This is a genomic window from Chryseobacterium culicis (genome assembly GCF_900108365.1).
GTDB classification, from domain to species: domain Bacteria; phylum Bacteroidota; class Bacteroidia; order Flavobacteriales; family Weeksellaceae; genus Chryseobacterium; species Chryseobacterium culicis.
On record NZ_FNWQ01000003.1, the window covers coordinates 224,157 to 237,162 of the forward strand.

Annotated in this window: 13 protein-coding genes; 7 read left to right on the forward strand and 6 right to left on the reverse strand. The window is 36.8% G+C overall.

Annotated features, from left to right (window positions below):
* Positions 1 to 14: 14 nt before the first annotated feature.
* The 7 genes from BLW74_RS12740 to BLW74_RS12770 all read left to right on the forward strand — a co-directional run bounded on the left by BLW74_RS12740 (position 15) and on the right by BLW74_RS12770 (position 7,480).
* Positions 15 to 1,163: a glycosyltransferase gene (locus tag BLW74_RS12740; RefSeq protein ID WP_089693570.1), complete on the forward strand. Its 1,149-nt coding sequence runs from the start codon at positions 15 to 17 to the stop codon at positions 1,161 to 1,163.
* A complete protein-coding gene (locus BLW74_RS12745; protein WP_089692791.1) occupies positions 1,153 to 1,728 on the forward strand; it encodes a serine O-acetyltransferase in 576 nt (191 codons plus the stop codon). Before BLW74_RS12740 ends, BLW74_RS12745 begins: the two co-directional genes overlap by 11 nt.
* 515 nt (positions 1,729 to 2,243) lie before the next feature.
* On the forward strand, positions 2,244 to 3,737 hold the full coding sequence (locus BLW74_RS12750) for a phosphoethanolamine transferase family protein (protein ID WP_089692792.1): 1,494 nt from the start codon (positions 2,244 to 2,246) through the stop codon (positions 3,735 to 3,737).
* Positions 3,738 to 4,064: 327 nt separating this feature from the next.
* On the forward strand, positions 4,065 to 4,733 hold the full coding sequence (locus BLW74_RS12755) for a carbonic anhydrase (protein ID WP_089692793.1): 669 nt from the start codon (positions 4,065 to 4,067) through the stop codon (positions 4,731 to 4,733).
* Between the two features lie 21 nt (positions 4,734 to 4,754).
* Positions 4,755 to 5,054 carry a hypothetical protein gene (locus BLW74_RS12760; protein WP_089692794.1) on the forward strand — a complete coding sequence of 100 codons (300 nt, stop codon included), beginning with the start codon at positions 4,755 to 4,757 and terminating at the stop codon, positions 5,052 to 5,054.
* 143 nt (positions 5,055 to 5,197) lie between these two features.
* Positions 5,198 to 6,790: a SulP family inorganic anion transporter gene (locus BLW74_RS12765; protein WP_089692795.1), complete on the forward strand. Its 1,593-nt coding sequence runs from the start codon at positions 5,198 to 5,200 to the stop codon at positions 6,788 to 6,790.
* 54 nt (positions 6,791 to 6,844) lie between these two features.
* A complete protein-coding gene (locus BLW74_RS12770) occupies positions 6,845 to 7,480 on the forward strand; it encodes a carbonic anhydrase (RefSeq protein WP_089692796.1) in 636 nt (211 codons plus the stop codon).
* Between the two features lie 145 nt (positions 7,481 to 7,625).
* Here the strand turns inward: BLW74_RS12770 and pth are convergent, their stop codons facing one another.
* The 6 genes from pth to BLW74_RS12800 all read right to left on the reverse strand — a co-directional run bounded on the left by pth (position 7,626) and on the right by BLW74_RS12800 (position 12,724).
* Positions 7,626 to 8,189 carry an aminoacyl-tRNA hydrolase gene (gene pth / locus BLW74_RS12775; protein ID WP_089692797.1) on the reverse strand — a complete coding sequence of 188 codons (564 nt, stop codon included), beginning with the start codon at positions 8,187 to 8,189 and terminating at the stop codon, positions 7,626 to 7,628.
* An 86-nt stretch (positions 8,190 to 8,275) separates the two neighbouring features.
* Complete coding sequence (locus BLW74_RS12780) at positions 8,276 to 9,208, reverse strand: hypothetical protein (protein ID WP_089692798.1); 933 nt, start codon at positions 9,206 to 9,208, stop codon at positions 8,276 to 8,278.
* A gap of 99 nt (positions 9,209 to 9,307) precedes the next feature.
* Complete coding sequence (locus BLW74_RS12785) at positions 9,308 to 10,183, reverse strand: hypothetical protein (protein ID WP_089692799.1); 876 nt, start codon at positions 10,181 to 10,183, stop codon at positions 9,308 to 9,310.
* Between the two features lie 152 nt (positions 10,184 to 10,335).
* A complete protein-coding gene (locus tag BLW74_RS12790) occupies positions 10,336 to 11,073 on the reverse strand; it encodes a hypothetical protein (protein WP_089693572.1) in 738 nt (245 codons plus the stop codon).
* Between the two features lie 8 nt (positions 11,074 to 11,081).
* Positions 11,082 to 11,900 (reverse strand): hypothetical protein, encoded by an 819-nt coding sequence (locus tag BLW74_RS12795; protein ID WP_089692800.1) that lies wholly within the window; start codon positions 11,898 to 11,900, stop codon positions 11,082 to 11,084.
* A 2-nt stretch (positions 11,901 to 11,902) separates the two neighbouring features.
* Positions 11,903 to 12,724, reverse strand: coding sequence for a hypothetical protein (locus BLW74_RS12800; protein ID WP_089692801.1), 822 nt, complete (start codon positions 12,722 to 12,724; stop codon positions 11,903 to 11,905).
* Positions 12,725 to 13,006: the final 282 nt, after the last annotated feature.

A 13,006-nucleotide genomic window follows, 5' to 3' on the forward strand; every position in this document is an offset into this window, starting at 1 on the left:
ACAAAAAAACAAATTTGAAAAAGAAAAAGCTCCTCATTCGTATAGGCTCATTGCGTCACGGTGGTGCCGAAAAGGTATTGATCAATTTTCTGAAAAATCTTCCTTCTGACAAGTATGACGTTGATCTTCTGGTCAATCTCTATTCCGGACTCTATATAAAAGAGGTACCTTCATGGGTAACCCTGTACTACCTGACAAAGGGAGAGATGATCACCACCAACAGACCTCAGGATATCCCTTTGAAAGCCTATAGGGTTCTATATCAGAAAATGTTTCTTTGGTTCCCTTTCCTGCTTTATAAATTTGTTTTAAAAAATAAAAAATATGATGTTGAGATTGCAGCTATTCATGCAATGCACAGGGAAATACTGTCCAGCCCCCAAAAAGACTCCAAAAAGATCATCTGGGTACAGAATGATATTTTCAACCTGAAAGAATATACTCCAGAAGTAATTAGACAATTCTTTAAATTTGATAAAATTCTTGTAATATCTAATAAATTACAGGAAGGAATGCACAAACTGGCTAAAAATGAAGCGGAGAAAGCATCGGTTATAAAGATTTTCAATCCGATTGATAAGAATGATACGTTAAGAAAGGCAGATATTGAAATCAATGATTATCCATTCCAAAGTGATCTTCCCACTTTTGTAACTGTAGGAACGGTATATCCCCAGAAAGGCTATGACAGATTGCTAAATGTTCACAAAAGGCTTATTGATGAAGGCTTAAAACACCAGCTTCTGATTATTGGTGACGGATATGACTTTGATACTATTCAAAACCAGCTCAATGGGCTGGGTCTTCAGGATACGGCAAAAATGATGGGGTTCAGCAGCAATCCGTATCCATACATGAAAAAAGCAGATTTCTACATTATGTCTTCAAGGCATGAGGGATTCCCGACTATTATTGCCGAAGCACTTATTTTGAACAAACCTATTTCTGCAACGGATATTTCCGGCATCAAAGATCTTCTGCAAGATGGAAAGCTAGGAAATATCACAGAAAACTCCGAAGAAGGAATATATGAAGGAATGAAAAAATTTCTTACGGATAAAAATGTCACTGAAGAATATAAAAAACAGATTTCGCAAACAGAACTTCCGTTTGTTTTGGAAAAGTCTGTAGAGCACCTTCAGAAAATAATTGATGAAGCATAAAAATATGATCATGGCAGATTATTCCATCATTCAGAAAGACTTTTACAGAGAAAGCGGAAAATGGCTTTCAACAATTCAGATTTGGAAAAAATGCATTAATCCTAATCTTCATTTCGTCTACCTCTTTAGAATGGCTCAGAAATATCAGAAAACACCTGTTCTGCGTACTTTCTGGAGAATTGTTTTAAGACATTATCAGATCAAATACGGATTTCAGATCTATCCCGAAACCCAGATTGGGGAAGGGTTTTATCTTGGGCATTGGGGAAGCCTAGTCATCAACCCTCAAACGATTATTGGAAAAAACTGCAATATTGCGCAAGGTGTTACCATAGGCCAGCAAAACCGTGGAAAAAATGAAGGATCGCCCGTAATTGGTGATGAAGTGTGGATAGGCACCAATGCCGTTATTGTAGGCTCTGTCACAATCGGAAATAATGTACTGATTGTTCCAAATTCTTATGTCAACTTTGACGTTCCCTCCAATTCTGTTGTCATTGGAAATCCCGCAAAAATTATTCCTGCAGACAACGCAACAACGGATTATATCAACCGTAAAGTATAGTAAACCCAGTACTTATAGTAAAAATTCTACTTGCACGTATCGGTTTTTTCGTGTACATTTGTAAACAATGCGTTGTTTGATTGTGAAATAGTGAAACAATCATCCTCTTTTGTGATAATATACTTTTACAATACGGATCGCTTCAATCTCTCAATGCAGCTTGTTCTGAAAAAAACCGCTTAATCTTAAAAAACACAACCCGGGCTTATTATTAACTAAAAATAATTTCTGATGAAAAATGCACTTTCTTATTACTCCCACACATCATCTGTTTTATCAATTCTATAGTTAGATTTTCTTTCATAACCGAAATCTAAGCGGAAAGACATGTCTCTCCGTCATAAAATTGTAACAATTTTATCTTTCAAAAACTTCTTTTGAGTTTCTGATCTCCTAGAATTATTATCTGATATTAATTCTTTCTCCGTAACAGATGATTTGACACTCAGAAGATTACCTGAAAAGAAAGGCTAATTTTTAAATTCATTCTGAACGCCCAGCAATAAAATACAAATATGATCAAAAAAATAATTCTAATTTTCCTCATCATCTTATACCTTACAGGTTTTCTTCTTTCTTTTCCCTATATCTTTGATAATCTTTTTGGGGCTGAAAAACTGGACAGTATCAGAAACTTTTTTGAGTATGGAACTATGTTTTGTTCTTTCCTTGTATTTAATGCGCTTCTTTTTAAAAATAAATACACCTCTGTAATTGCTGTTATTCTATGTTTTTTATTGAGCATTAACTTTCTGATTTCAGCATCCTGCTATCTTATTTATCATTCCGGGTTTAATGTGGGAATGGCCATCAGCATTCTTGAATCTAATCCTGATGAAGCCATAAGCATGTCTTATATGTTTATTCTGCCTGGTATCTTATTTTTCGTTTTTCTTGGAATGTTACTTTACTCTGTAAAGTACCTGAAAAAAGATATAGTACAATTTAATACAAAATTTATCACTATTGCATTGTTATGGCTTATCCTTCCCTTTGGTTATCATCTGAAACACACCTACATAAGCAACAAAGGAGGAGGTAAGATGATCAAGAATGTGTATTACCATTTATCCGATTTCAATACAGCGTTAAATATCCAGAGGGACATTAATGAAATTAAAAAAAATATCCCGGTTTTTAACATCAAAAAAATACAGCCAGGCATAGAAAATGTCATTCTTATTATTGGAGAATCTGAAAGAAAGCAGAACATGTCTTTATATGGCTACCGTAAAAAAACAACTCCTTATACAGATGCCCAGGTCGGGAATATGATGATTTTTGACAATGCAGTTTCTCCTGCAGGGATTACCAATCTGAGTGTCCCCTTGATTCTTTCAAGCATTCATCCTGATGAATTTGCATACCACTATGATAAATTATCTTATAATATCATCAATCTTGCCAATCAAAGTGGATACAATTCTTTCTGGTTAAGCACACAGGCAAGTGCCAAAGGAATAACCGCTATTGCTTCCATGGCTAAAAATAAAAAATGGATTAACGGTTTTGATGAAGTTATTGTTCCTGAGCTGAAAAATGTGATTCAGAAGAAAGAAGATAAGTTTATTGTTCTTCATATTATGGGAAGCCACCCGAATCCGTGTAACAGAATTCCTCCAAACTGGAACTCTGAAGGCCTGGACTGCTATGACAGCTCTATAAGATACACCGATTCTGTTTTCAAAAATATTTTCAGCACGCTGAAAAACACGAATTCTGTTGTGATCTACGCATCCGATCACGGACTTAAAATACAAGGAGACAAGCTGCTTCACGTGGACTCTAAAGAATCTACACAAGTACCGTTTTTCATCTGGTACGGGGATAAAGTACCTGCCAGTTACAGAATTACCGGACATGAGCCTAAGCAGACTCAAACAACCTATATCTACCCGCTCATTATGAAATATATGGGTCTGGAAACTCCTCAACACTATAAAAATGAAGAAAATAAATACCTGAATTTAGAAATGAAGAGTATGGAGTATGACAAACTTCCAGAATAATCAATTATTAAAGATCCGTAAGGGTCTTTTTTTTATAACATTTAAAAATATTTTAATTCACAAATCTCAAATTTTAATTTTTTACTTCGTAATTTTATCGTAGTTTTTTTAAAACGTTTGGATTACCATAGATATATCAATAATTGCTATACAAAGAATACCGGAATATTACATATGATTTTAAGCATATTTTAATATTAAACTTTGTTAAAAGTGATTGAGTTTTTGACAAAAAGTATATTTTTGCATAATTATTGATTTGGTCTATTGATTTTGAAAATAATTTAAACGAAATAAATAATTATAAACCTTAAAAAATTTAAAATTATGTCACAATCGTACGAGGTTATTTTCGAAAACAACAAAAAATGGGTAGAATCTAAAGTAGCTGAAGATCCTAACTTCTTTCAGGAACTTGCAAAAACTCAGCATCCGGAATTTCTCTATATTGGCTGTTCGGATAGCAGGGCTACAGCAGAAGAACTGATGGGAGCCAAACCTGGAGAAGTCTTCGTTCACAGAAACATTGCTAATGTTGTTAATACGTTAGATATGAGTTCCACAGCGGTTATTCAATATGCTGTAGAACATCTGAAAGTAAACCACATCATTGTCTGTGGACATTATAACTGCGGTGGTGTAAAAGCAGCGATGACGCCTCAGGATCTTGGATTATTAAATCCGTGGCTGAGAAACATCCGTGATGTTTACAGACTGCATCAGGTAGAGCTGGATTCTATTCAGGACGAAAACAAACGTTATGACAGACTTGTAGAACTTAATGTTCAGGAGCAGTGCATCAACGTAATTAAAATGGCCTGCGTACAGGAAAGATACATCTTAGAAGAGCGTCCTATTGTACACGGCTGGGTATTTGATCTTAGAACGGGTAAAATCATTGATCTGGAGATTGACTTTGAAAAAATATTAAAAGACATCCAAAAGATCTACAATCTTACGGGTTCTGATTGGGTAATGAGCAGAAAGACGACATAGTTTTTCTAAAAAGAATGTAACATGAAATTCTGGAGTATTATTGTATTAACGTTTTTTCTGAATTTTACAGCGCTGCCAAGCATAGCTGCGGTAGCGGGCTGGGATATTGCAAGAACGAATATAATAATCAATGAAGAAGAGCCGCATTCTCACCCATCCTCATTTATTGTTTACGAAAAGACCATTCCGAAGCCTTTAGATGTATTTGATTACCTGAAGTTTTCCGAACCTGACGTTCAGGGTGTATCTTTTGTACTCATAGATGATTCTTTTCATCTATCACCTTTACTTACCATATTTTCCCCTCCTCCGGAAGCGTAAGCCCTATAATTAGATTTTTTGATACCATTTCCATATCATTTTGTGATATAGGATACGCACGTATTTAAAATTAATTTTTTCAACTTTTTATAATTGACTTATTTAAAAGCAAATAAGCCGGTTATACCTTACAGCTTCACATTATGAAAAAGACATCATTAATAGGAGGAATCAAGGAAAATTTTCCTTCAGGACTCGTGGTATTTTTAGTAGCACTTCCGTTGTGTTTAGGAATTGCTTTAGCATCAGGCGCTCCCCCACTTTCCGGTATTATTGCCGGTATTGTAGGCGGTCTGGTAGTAGGAACAATCAGTAATTCAAATATTTCAGTTTCCGGACCTGCAGCGGGTCTTACAGCAATCGTTTTAACAGCGATAACAGATCTGGGCGCATTTGAACTTTTCCTTTGTGCAGGGATTATTGCAGGACTGATTCAATTGGTTTTAGGATTTGTAAGAGCCGGAAGCATTTCCAATTATTTCCCGAATAACGTGATCGAGGGAATGCTGGCTGCCATCGGAATTATTATTATTTTAAAACAAATTCCGCACGCATTAGGATTCGATAAAGATTATGAAGGTCATGAATCTATTTTCGATAACGGTCTGAATTTCGGGTATTTTACAGAATTATTAGGAGCCATCCATCCGGGAGCAATCGTAATTACTTTGGTTTCTGTAGCCATTCTTATTGCATGGGATAAAATCCACGTACTGAAAAGGATGAAAATGCTTCCCGGGGCATTGGTAGCAGTACTTATAAGCATCCTTTTGAACCAACTCTTTAAGATGTCTGGAAGTTCCCTGGCTATTCAGACTCAGCACCTGGTTTCGCTGCCAGTTCCGCAGACTTTTGATGATTTTAAAAATCTGATTACAATGCCTGACTTCAATGGTTTTACCAATCCTAAAGTCTGGATCGTTGGAGCTACCATTGCCATCGTAGCATCTATTGAAACATTGCTTTGTATAGAAGCATCGGACAGATTGGATGTCCAGAGAAGAATTACAGATACCAATCTTGAGCTTAAAGCCCAGGGAATAGGAAATCTTATCAGTTCTTTTATTGGTGGGCTTCCAATGACATCTGTAGTTGTAAGAAGTTCTGCGAATGCTAATGCAGGCGCAACCTCTAAATTGTCAACTATTATTCACGGTGTATTTTTGCTGATCTGTGTACTTTCCATTCCTGTTGTATTAAATTTGATTCCTTTGGCTACTTTGGCTGCGGTATTAATTCTGGTAGGATATAAACTGGCAAAGCCGGCTACATTTAAGCATTTCTGGCATTTAGGAAAATTCCAGTTTATTCCATTTGTAGCAACAGTGGCGGCAGTGGTAGCTACAGATTTATTAAAAGGAGTAGGAATTGGTCTTGCCATCTCTGTTTTCTACATTCTTCAGGGAAATATGAAGAGAGCCTATTACCTGAGCAGAGAAAGGCTGGATGATGCCGACGGAATCAATATAAAGCTGGCTGAAGAAGTCTCATTTTTAAATAAAGCTGCCATCAAAAAAACACTTAAAAATATTAAGCCTAATTCTACCGTAATCATTGATGCAAGGAATACTTCCTACATTGCAACAGATGTACTGGAGATGATTCAGGACTTTGCCAATATCCGCGCAAAGGAACAGGATATCAACGTAGAGCTTTTAGGCTTTAAAACCTCATACAGAGATTACGAAAGAAGTGAAGATTCTCACATCTTGGTTACCCATAAAAGAGCCATGTAATCTCAAACATCAATTAATTTTTTTAACTTTAAATTCTAAAATAATAAATAAAATATGAAAGCACATACATACGAAACCCAATCAACAATTACTCCGGAGAAAGCGTTAGAATTCTTAAAAGAAGGAAACCAAAGGTTTGTCAACAATCTTAAAGCGAACAGAGACCTTCTTGAACAGGTGAATGCTACCCGTGAGGGGCAATGGCCGTTTGCAGTAGTTTTAAGCTGTATCGACAGCCGTACTTCTGCTGAGCTTATCTTTGACCAGGGATTAGGAGACGTTTTCAGTATCAGAATTGCAGGTAATTTTGTAAACCAGGATATTCTCGGATCTATGGAATTCGGATGTAACGTTGCAGGTTCTAAACTCATTGTAGTATTAGGACACACAAAATGCGGGGCATTGAAAGGAGGTCTTGACGCTGCACAGATTGAAGGAATGGGAATGGATAACCTGAACCACCTGATCAATCACTTCAACCCTATCATCAACGATATTATTGAAGAGAATGAAGAACGTTCATCAAAAAACAGCTCTCTTCTGGAAAGACTTAACCACCAGAACGTTAGAAGTGCTATTGATGACATCCGTAAGCAAAGCTCAACCCTTAAAAACCTTGAAGCAGAAGGGAAAATTAAAATTGTAGGAGCCAACTATGATGTTGAAACAGGGGTTGTAACCTGGTTATAAGCAATAAACTTATTAAATTTCAATTATATTTTACACAAAATGCCATCGAATTTCGGTGGCATTTATTTTTAACATGATTGAGATCCATACAAATAAAAGTTCGGGGTACCCTCATACCTTCCATGTGGAACCGACTATCTATCATCTATTTCCCGTTAAAGGCAGACATCGTATTATTCAAACCTGCAAAGACGAAAGAAAGACTGGCCTTGGAAAACGTTTCAATTCTTTCGGTAAGCTTTTCTGCTTCTTCCTCATTCCAGGTTCCTAATACATAATCTACCTGTTTTCCGGCAGAAAAGTCAGCAGAAATCCCGAAACGAAGTCTTGCATAGTTTTGAGTCTGCAATACTTCATTGATATTTTTTAGCCCGTTATGTCCCGCATCTGAGCCTTTCCCTTTCAATCTTAAAGTCCCAAAAGGAAGCGCAAGATCATCCGTAACGATCAGGACATTTTCCAGAGGAATATTCTCTTTCTGCATCCAGTATTTCACGGCATTTCCGGAAAGATTCATATAGGTGTCCGGCTTAAGGACAAAAACTTTTCTTCCTTTGTGCTTTCCTTCTGCCAGCCAGCCAAAGTTGGAAGTATTAAATGATACTTCAAGAGTTTCTGCTATTTTTTCGGCTACTTTAAAGCCTATATTGTGTCGTGTATTTTCATATTCTGAGCCTTTGTTACCCAGCCCTACGATTAAATATTTCATCGGAAATTTTTTGCAAAATTAAGAGATAAAAAATAAAAAACTCAATCTTAGGAAAGATTGAGTTCAAATATTGTTAAGAAAGGATTTTATTGTGGTTTATAGATGTAATTAACACCGTATCCTTTCGTCATATAAGTTTGAGGGTCGTAAACGTAGTTCGTACTCTTTACAATCGGGGTTGGAATAGGTGGTGTAAGATCTGTCACCGACCATCTCTTAGGATTGTTTGGAGATAAAATAAGACTTTCTTTGTCATTGATAACCGTTGATAAAAGTCTTGAAATTTTATATACATGTGGCAATAATGTGAATGGGCTCACCTGATCATCATATGCATAGTATTCGTAGCTGTATTTGTTTGTAACAGGCCCAGGTGCACCACCCGACATAGTTCCGTAAAATCTCACTACTTTAGAAACGTTATCTCCTACATAGGTATATGCTGTTCTTGAATAGTCTGTAAAAACAAGTGGAGCTCCCGGTACATCCGGACCATTTCTCATGATGATAGAATCCAGTTTTCCTGTTGAGTTGCTATACACTATTCTATAAGAGGTCTTCTCTTTTTTAAGAAGGGTCTGCGGCCCCGGAGTAGTTGCCGGTGGTACAGGCGGAGGTCTTCTGAAAGTGGAACGGTTTTCAGAAATTGTCTGAAGTCTGCTGTTATTAGCGTAAGTGAATAATTGAGTGTAAGATACACTATCCTTATCCAGTTTGCCGTTTCCGTCAAGATCCAGGAAGCCATTGAAGTTGATCTGGCTGATTTTATCACCGCTGTACATAATATTGGTAACTGATGCACTGTCTGTGATTACTTTGGTCACAAGAAGTCCGCTGTACTGATATTCTGCGATCGTATCTTTATCTGTAATTTCTCTGTATAATGCTCTGGGACCGCTTAGTCCTCCTGTATTATTAAGATCCAAAAGAGGATTTCCATCCTCATCCTGTAAATTCTTGCAGGAATGTATTGAGGAAAAACCTGCGATGAGTAAAATAAAATAGAAAATTTGTTTCATTTCCTTGTAATTGATTATTTTTTTGACAAATATAATTTTTTTTTGCCTAAAAATTGTATTATTATTTATATTCTGGTAAGATTAATGACTATATTTCTTCTATAAATTTTTATAGGTAAAAGTCATATTCTGGTTTTTCTCTAGAACCACATACCCCTGATTGTCATAAGAATAACTTTGGGAAGTATTTACAGGTGCAGCCGGTGATGGCAATTCTATAAACATAGAAGTAGGATTGTTCGGAGATATTTTGTAGAAATTAACCGGACTGATCAGACCTCGTGTAATAAAATAAACGGGTGACAATGTAGAATACGGGCTTTTCTGAGCGTCATAGTTCTGAAAGCTGTATTTGCTGATTACCGCTGTAGACATATTCGGGTTTCCGTTGATATCCAATATTCCTTTGGAACAAACTACCTGGATAACATTGTTTCCGTTATACACAAAAGAATAATCTATAAACCTGTTATAGGCACTTATGCCTCCCTCTTTTCTTTTCTCAAGAATTTTGGTTAGCTTACTGGTTACCGAATCATAGGTAAAAGCATAGTCACTCACAACAGATACAGACGGAGTAGCTCCTGTGGCTGTAGAAGTTGCATTATAAATCTTTTTCCCTGTGGCATCCGGAACAATATTAAATTCATAGACTAGGCTGGATGAAGCTGAGCTTACGTACTTAATCTTTGTAATATTCTTGTTGGTGTACGTTACTGTACCTGTAAAATAAGCATTTCCGGAAGCAAATTCATCTTTAGATACTGCAGCCTGCAAGTCTCCGGTTACGGCTAAAGTAGTGTATTCTTCCTGAGAAACATTATTTGAGCTTACTTTTGCTAAAACCTTTTTAGGAGGCGGTCCGTCATCCGGATTCGGAATAGATTCTGTAGGATCTGAAGTCGTATTGCATGCTGCCAGCAGCCCAAGAAAAGCAATACCGGCAAACATTTTAAGAAAATAGTTTTTTACCATATAGAATATTTTTAGCTTGTCCAAATATAATTCAATTTTCGATAATACACTTCAATTTATCTGAACAAATTCACAAGAAATAGAGTTAATAAACAAAAAAAATCTAAAAACATAACGTTTTTAGATTTATTATTATTGCATTATGATCAAAATTAATAAGGCTGTAATATGGATGTTGTCAACACAGACTGAGACATGTCACTATTGAGAAAGGTTGTATTTACCGCTGTTCCTACCCCAACCGTAGATCCTGAAATGGCTCTTTTGGTACATGCTACCTTTACTTTATAGTCATTTTTCGGCATAAGATTGGTAAGTGTCGCATTCAGATTAAAAATTTTATATGCGCCTGCATCTCCAAGCAGTACATCTGTTCTTACTGCTCTCAACTCATCATCAACAAACACTCCACAGGCAAAACTAGCAGAACTGGCACCTGTTTTCTGTATCGTAGTCTGAAACGAAAAAGTAGCTTTATTCGTTTGGCTGGTTACGGAGAAACTATCTATTGTTCCGGTCAGTACAGACCAGTCGGAGGTCAGAGCTGCGCCATCACTGTAAGGATTCGTGGATCCGTTACTTCCGGTAAAAATAACCCCTGTTTTATCGGCAACCGTATTAATGGAAAATACAGACATACTTCCCATCCCGTCTGCAATTTTTATTGCTTTCCAGTCATTAACATTTAGATCTGTATTATTATGCAGGATATCCCCGGCAGATCCGGCAGATCCTTTCAGAACATCTGTACCTGCTGTCCTTAATTCTTTTCTGATGCTAATATCTCCGTTTACATCCAGCATATTGGTTGGTGTAGGAGTATTAATACCCACTTGTGCATTTACGATAACAGTTAGAAAAATTGTTGCTGCAAATAGTATTTTTTTCATAATCTGCATTAGTTTATAATAGAGTTAAAGACTTCAGGAACCTCATACACATCTACCTTTAGGGAAGACTGGGAAATAAAGCCATTAATGTTAGTATACACGTTAGTACCAATTGTAAGCTTATTGGTGGATGCGCCATAAGAGCCCAGCCTCGTGCAGGCAACATCTACAGAATGATTTCCGGTGCCAAGGTTATCTACAATCCCGATCTGGGTATGAGTAAGAAAAGGATATGAAGTAGTAATTGCCTTTAAATTTCTTTGTCTCAGGTTGACCAATTTTCCATCTACAAAAATACCACAGGCATAATCTATGGAAGTATCGGTAGTTCCTACAGCTCCAAAGTCTGCCTGAACAACTGTTTCAAACTGAAAGTAAGCTTTACTCTGACTACTGAATACACTGATCGTTTTAGAAAGACCATCTATTTTTTTAAAATTCGGAAGGGTGCTGAGTTCTTTTCCTTTCGTAAAAGTTGCACCTCTTGAGGAGAATGTTACTGTAGAATCATCAGAAGATGTAAATGAAGTTCCTACTTTATCGGAAAAAGAGTTATTATAAATCAGATAAAATTTATTCGGTTCATATTCCGGAATACGAAGCGATTTCCAGATCGGCGGAAACCCTTCTCCTCTGGAAACCAGAAGCTGATCATTATTTCCTTGAAATACAGTGTTGTCTGCGGCATTAAAAACGCCAATTTTATTTCTGAAATTCACATCTCCGTTTACGTCCAGTTTTGCATTCGGAGTGCTGGTTTTTATTCCCACTTGAGCTGCCACCAAAAATCCTGTGGTAAAAAGCAGTGTTGATAATAGTTTTTTCATCCTTAGTTATTTTTATAGCTCACATATTCGATCACATCCACCTTCATGGTAGATTCCAGCGTAAAGGCACTGGATACACCGCTTGAGGTCTGCACATTACGCCCGATGGCAAATTCCGAAGCAGCATTTGAAGTATCAATTTTTCGGCATGCAATTTCAATATTGTGAACACCTATAGGAACGTTTTGTTCGGTATAATTAAGGGTAAAAATATAATCCTGAAGGCCATTCTTTCCGGAATTATTGTTAGAAGAGATTCTATCCGGGCGCACAGCAACCAATAGGCCGTTTCTGAAAACACCGCAGGCAAATCTGATACTTTCTATCGTTGTAGAAGACTGTGCCTTTATCTCAATTCCTGTCTGGAACTGATAAGTGATTCTGTTTTTCCCGTTTTTGATAGTAAAGCTATTGATGAGGCCGTTAATCTTTTTCCAGTTTCCTTTTGTTGCATCCGTAACATTATCTCCCACCTTGTTTGTGTAGATATTATCACCGGCAACACCGTTGGAAAGAGAAGTTACTCCCAACTGATCTGACGACAGATAAGAATTGATTAACTTATACTGTCCCTCTTCCATGAAGGAAACGTTCAAAGATTTCCACACAGGAGGCAAGCCCTCGCCCTGAGAAACCAATACCTGGCCATTCAAACCGGCATTTCCAACATCTGTAGAAGCACCGCCCACTCTAAGCTCTTTTCTTAAGGTGGTTTTTCCGTTCACATCAAGAACAGATTTCGGTTTCGCAGTACCGATGCCCACCTGTGCGTTGGCGTAGAAAGAAAGAAATCCAGCCGCGCAGCAATATATAATTTTTTTCATAATAAGGACTGCAAAGGTACGCAATGAAGTCCTTAAAATTCCAGTTATAAATCCGTAAGCCTATAGAAATAAACATATTATGCCATAGAATTAATCACACATAAAAGTAGAATTATTACTACATAACTCTACTTTTCATATAATAAAAAAGCAAATAAGGCACTCAAACCATTATTCCGTGGGGATTTACAGGACATTTTTAATCATTAAAAGGTGATTTCACCCCCCCTGAAAATGGAGTTAATTCTCCTGAACAGGAATATTACGCGATAAAAACATGAT

Coding starts and splice junctions, on each gene's coding strand:
- BLW74_RS12745 (WP_089692791.1), top strand. CDS start 1,153: ATGAAGCATAAAAATATGATCATGGCAGATTATTCCATCATTCAGAAA.
- BLW74_RS12750 (WP_089692792.1), top strand. CDS start 2,244: ATGATCAAAAAAATAATTCTAATTTTCCTCATCATCTTATACCTTACA.
- BLW74_RS12755 (WP_089692793.1), top strand. CDS start 4,065: ATGTCACAATCGTACGAGGTTATTTTCGAAAACAACAAAAAATGGGTA.
- BLW74_RS12760 (WP_089692794.1), top strand. CDS start 4,755: ATGAAATTCTGGAGTATTATTGTATTAACGTTTTTTCTGAATTTTACA.
- BLW74_RS12765 (WP_089692795.1), top strand. CDS start 5,198: ATGAAAAAGACATCATTAATAGGAGGAATCAAGGAAAATTTTCCTTCA.
- BLW74_RS12770 (WP_089692796.1), top strand. CDS start 6,845: ATGAAAGCACATACATACGAAACCCAATCAACAATTACTCCGGAGAAA.
- pth (WP_089692797.1), bottom strand. CDS start 8,189: ATGAAATATTTAATCGTAGGGCTGGGTAACAAAGGCTCAGAATATGAA.
- BLW74_RS12780 (WP_089692798.1), bottom strand. CDS start 9,208: ATGAAACAAATTTTCTATTTTATTTTACTCATCGCAGGTTTTTCCTCA.
- BLW74_RS12785 (WP_089692799.1), bottom strand. CDS start 10,183: ATGGTAAAAAACTATTTTCTTAAAATGTTTGCCGGTATTGCTTTTCTT.
- BLW74_RS12790 (WP_089693572.1), bottom strand. CDS start 11,073: ATGAAAAAAATACTATTTGCAGCAACAATTTTTCTAACTGTTATCGTA.
- BLW74_RS12795 (WP_089692800.1), bottom strand. CDS start 11,900: ATGAAAAAACTATTATCAACACTGCTTTTTACCACAGGATTTTTGGTG.
- BLW74_RS12800 (WP_089692801.1), bottom strand. CDS start 12,724: ATGAAAAAAATTATATATTGCTGCGCGGCTGGATTTCTTTCTTTCTAC.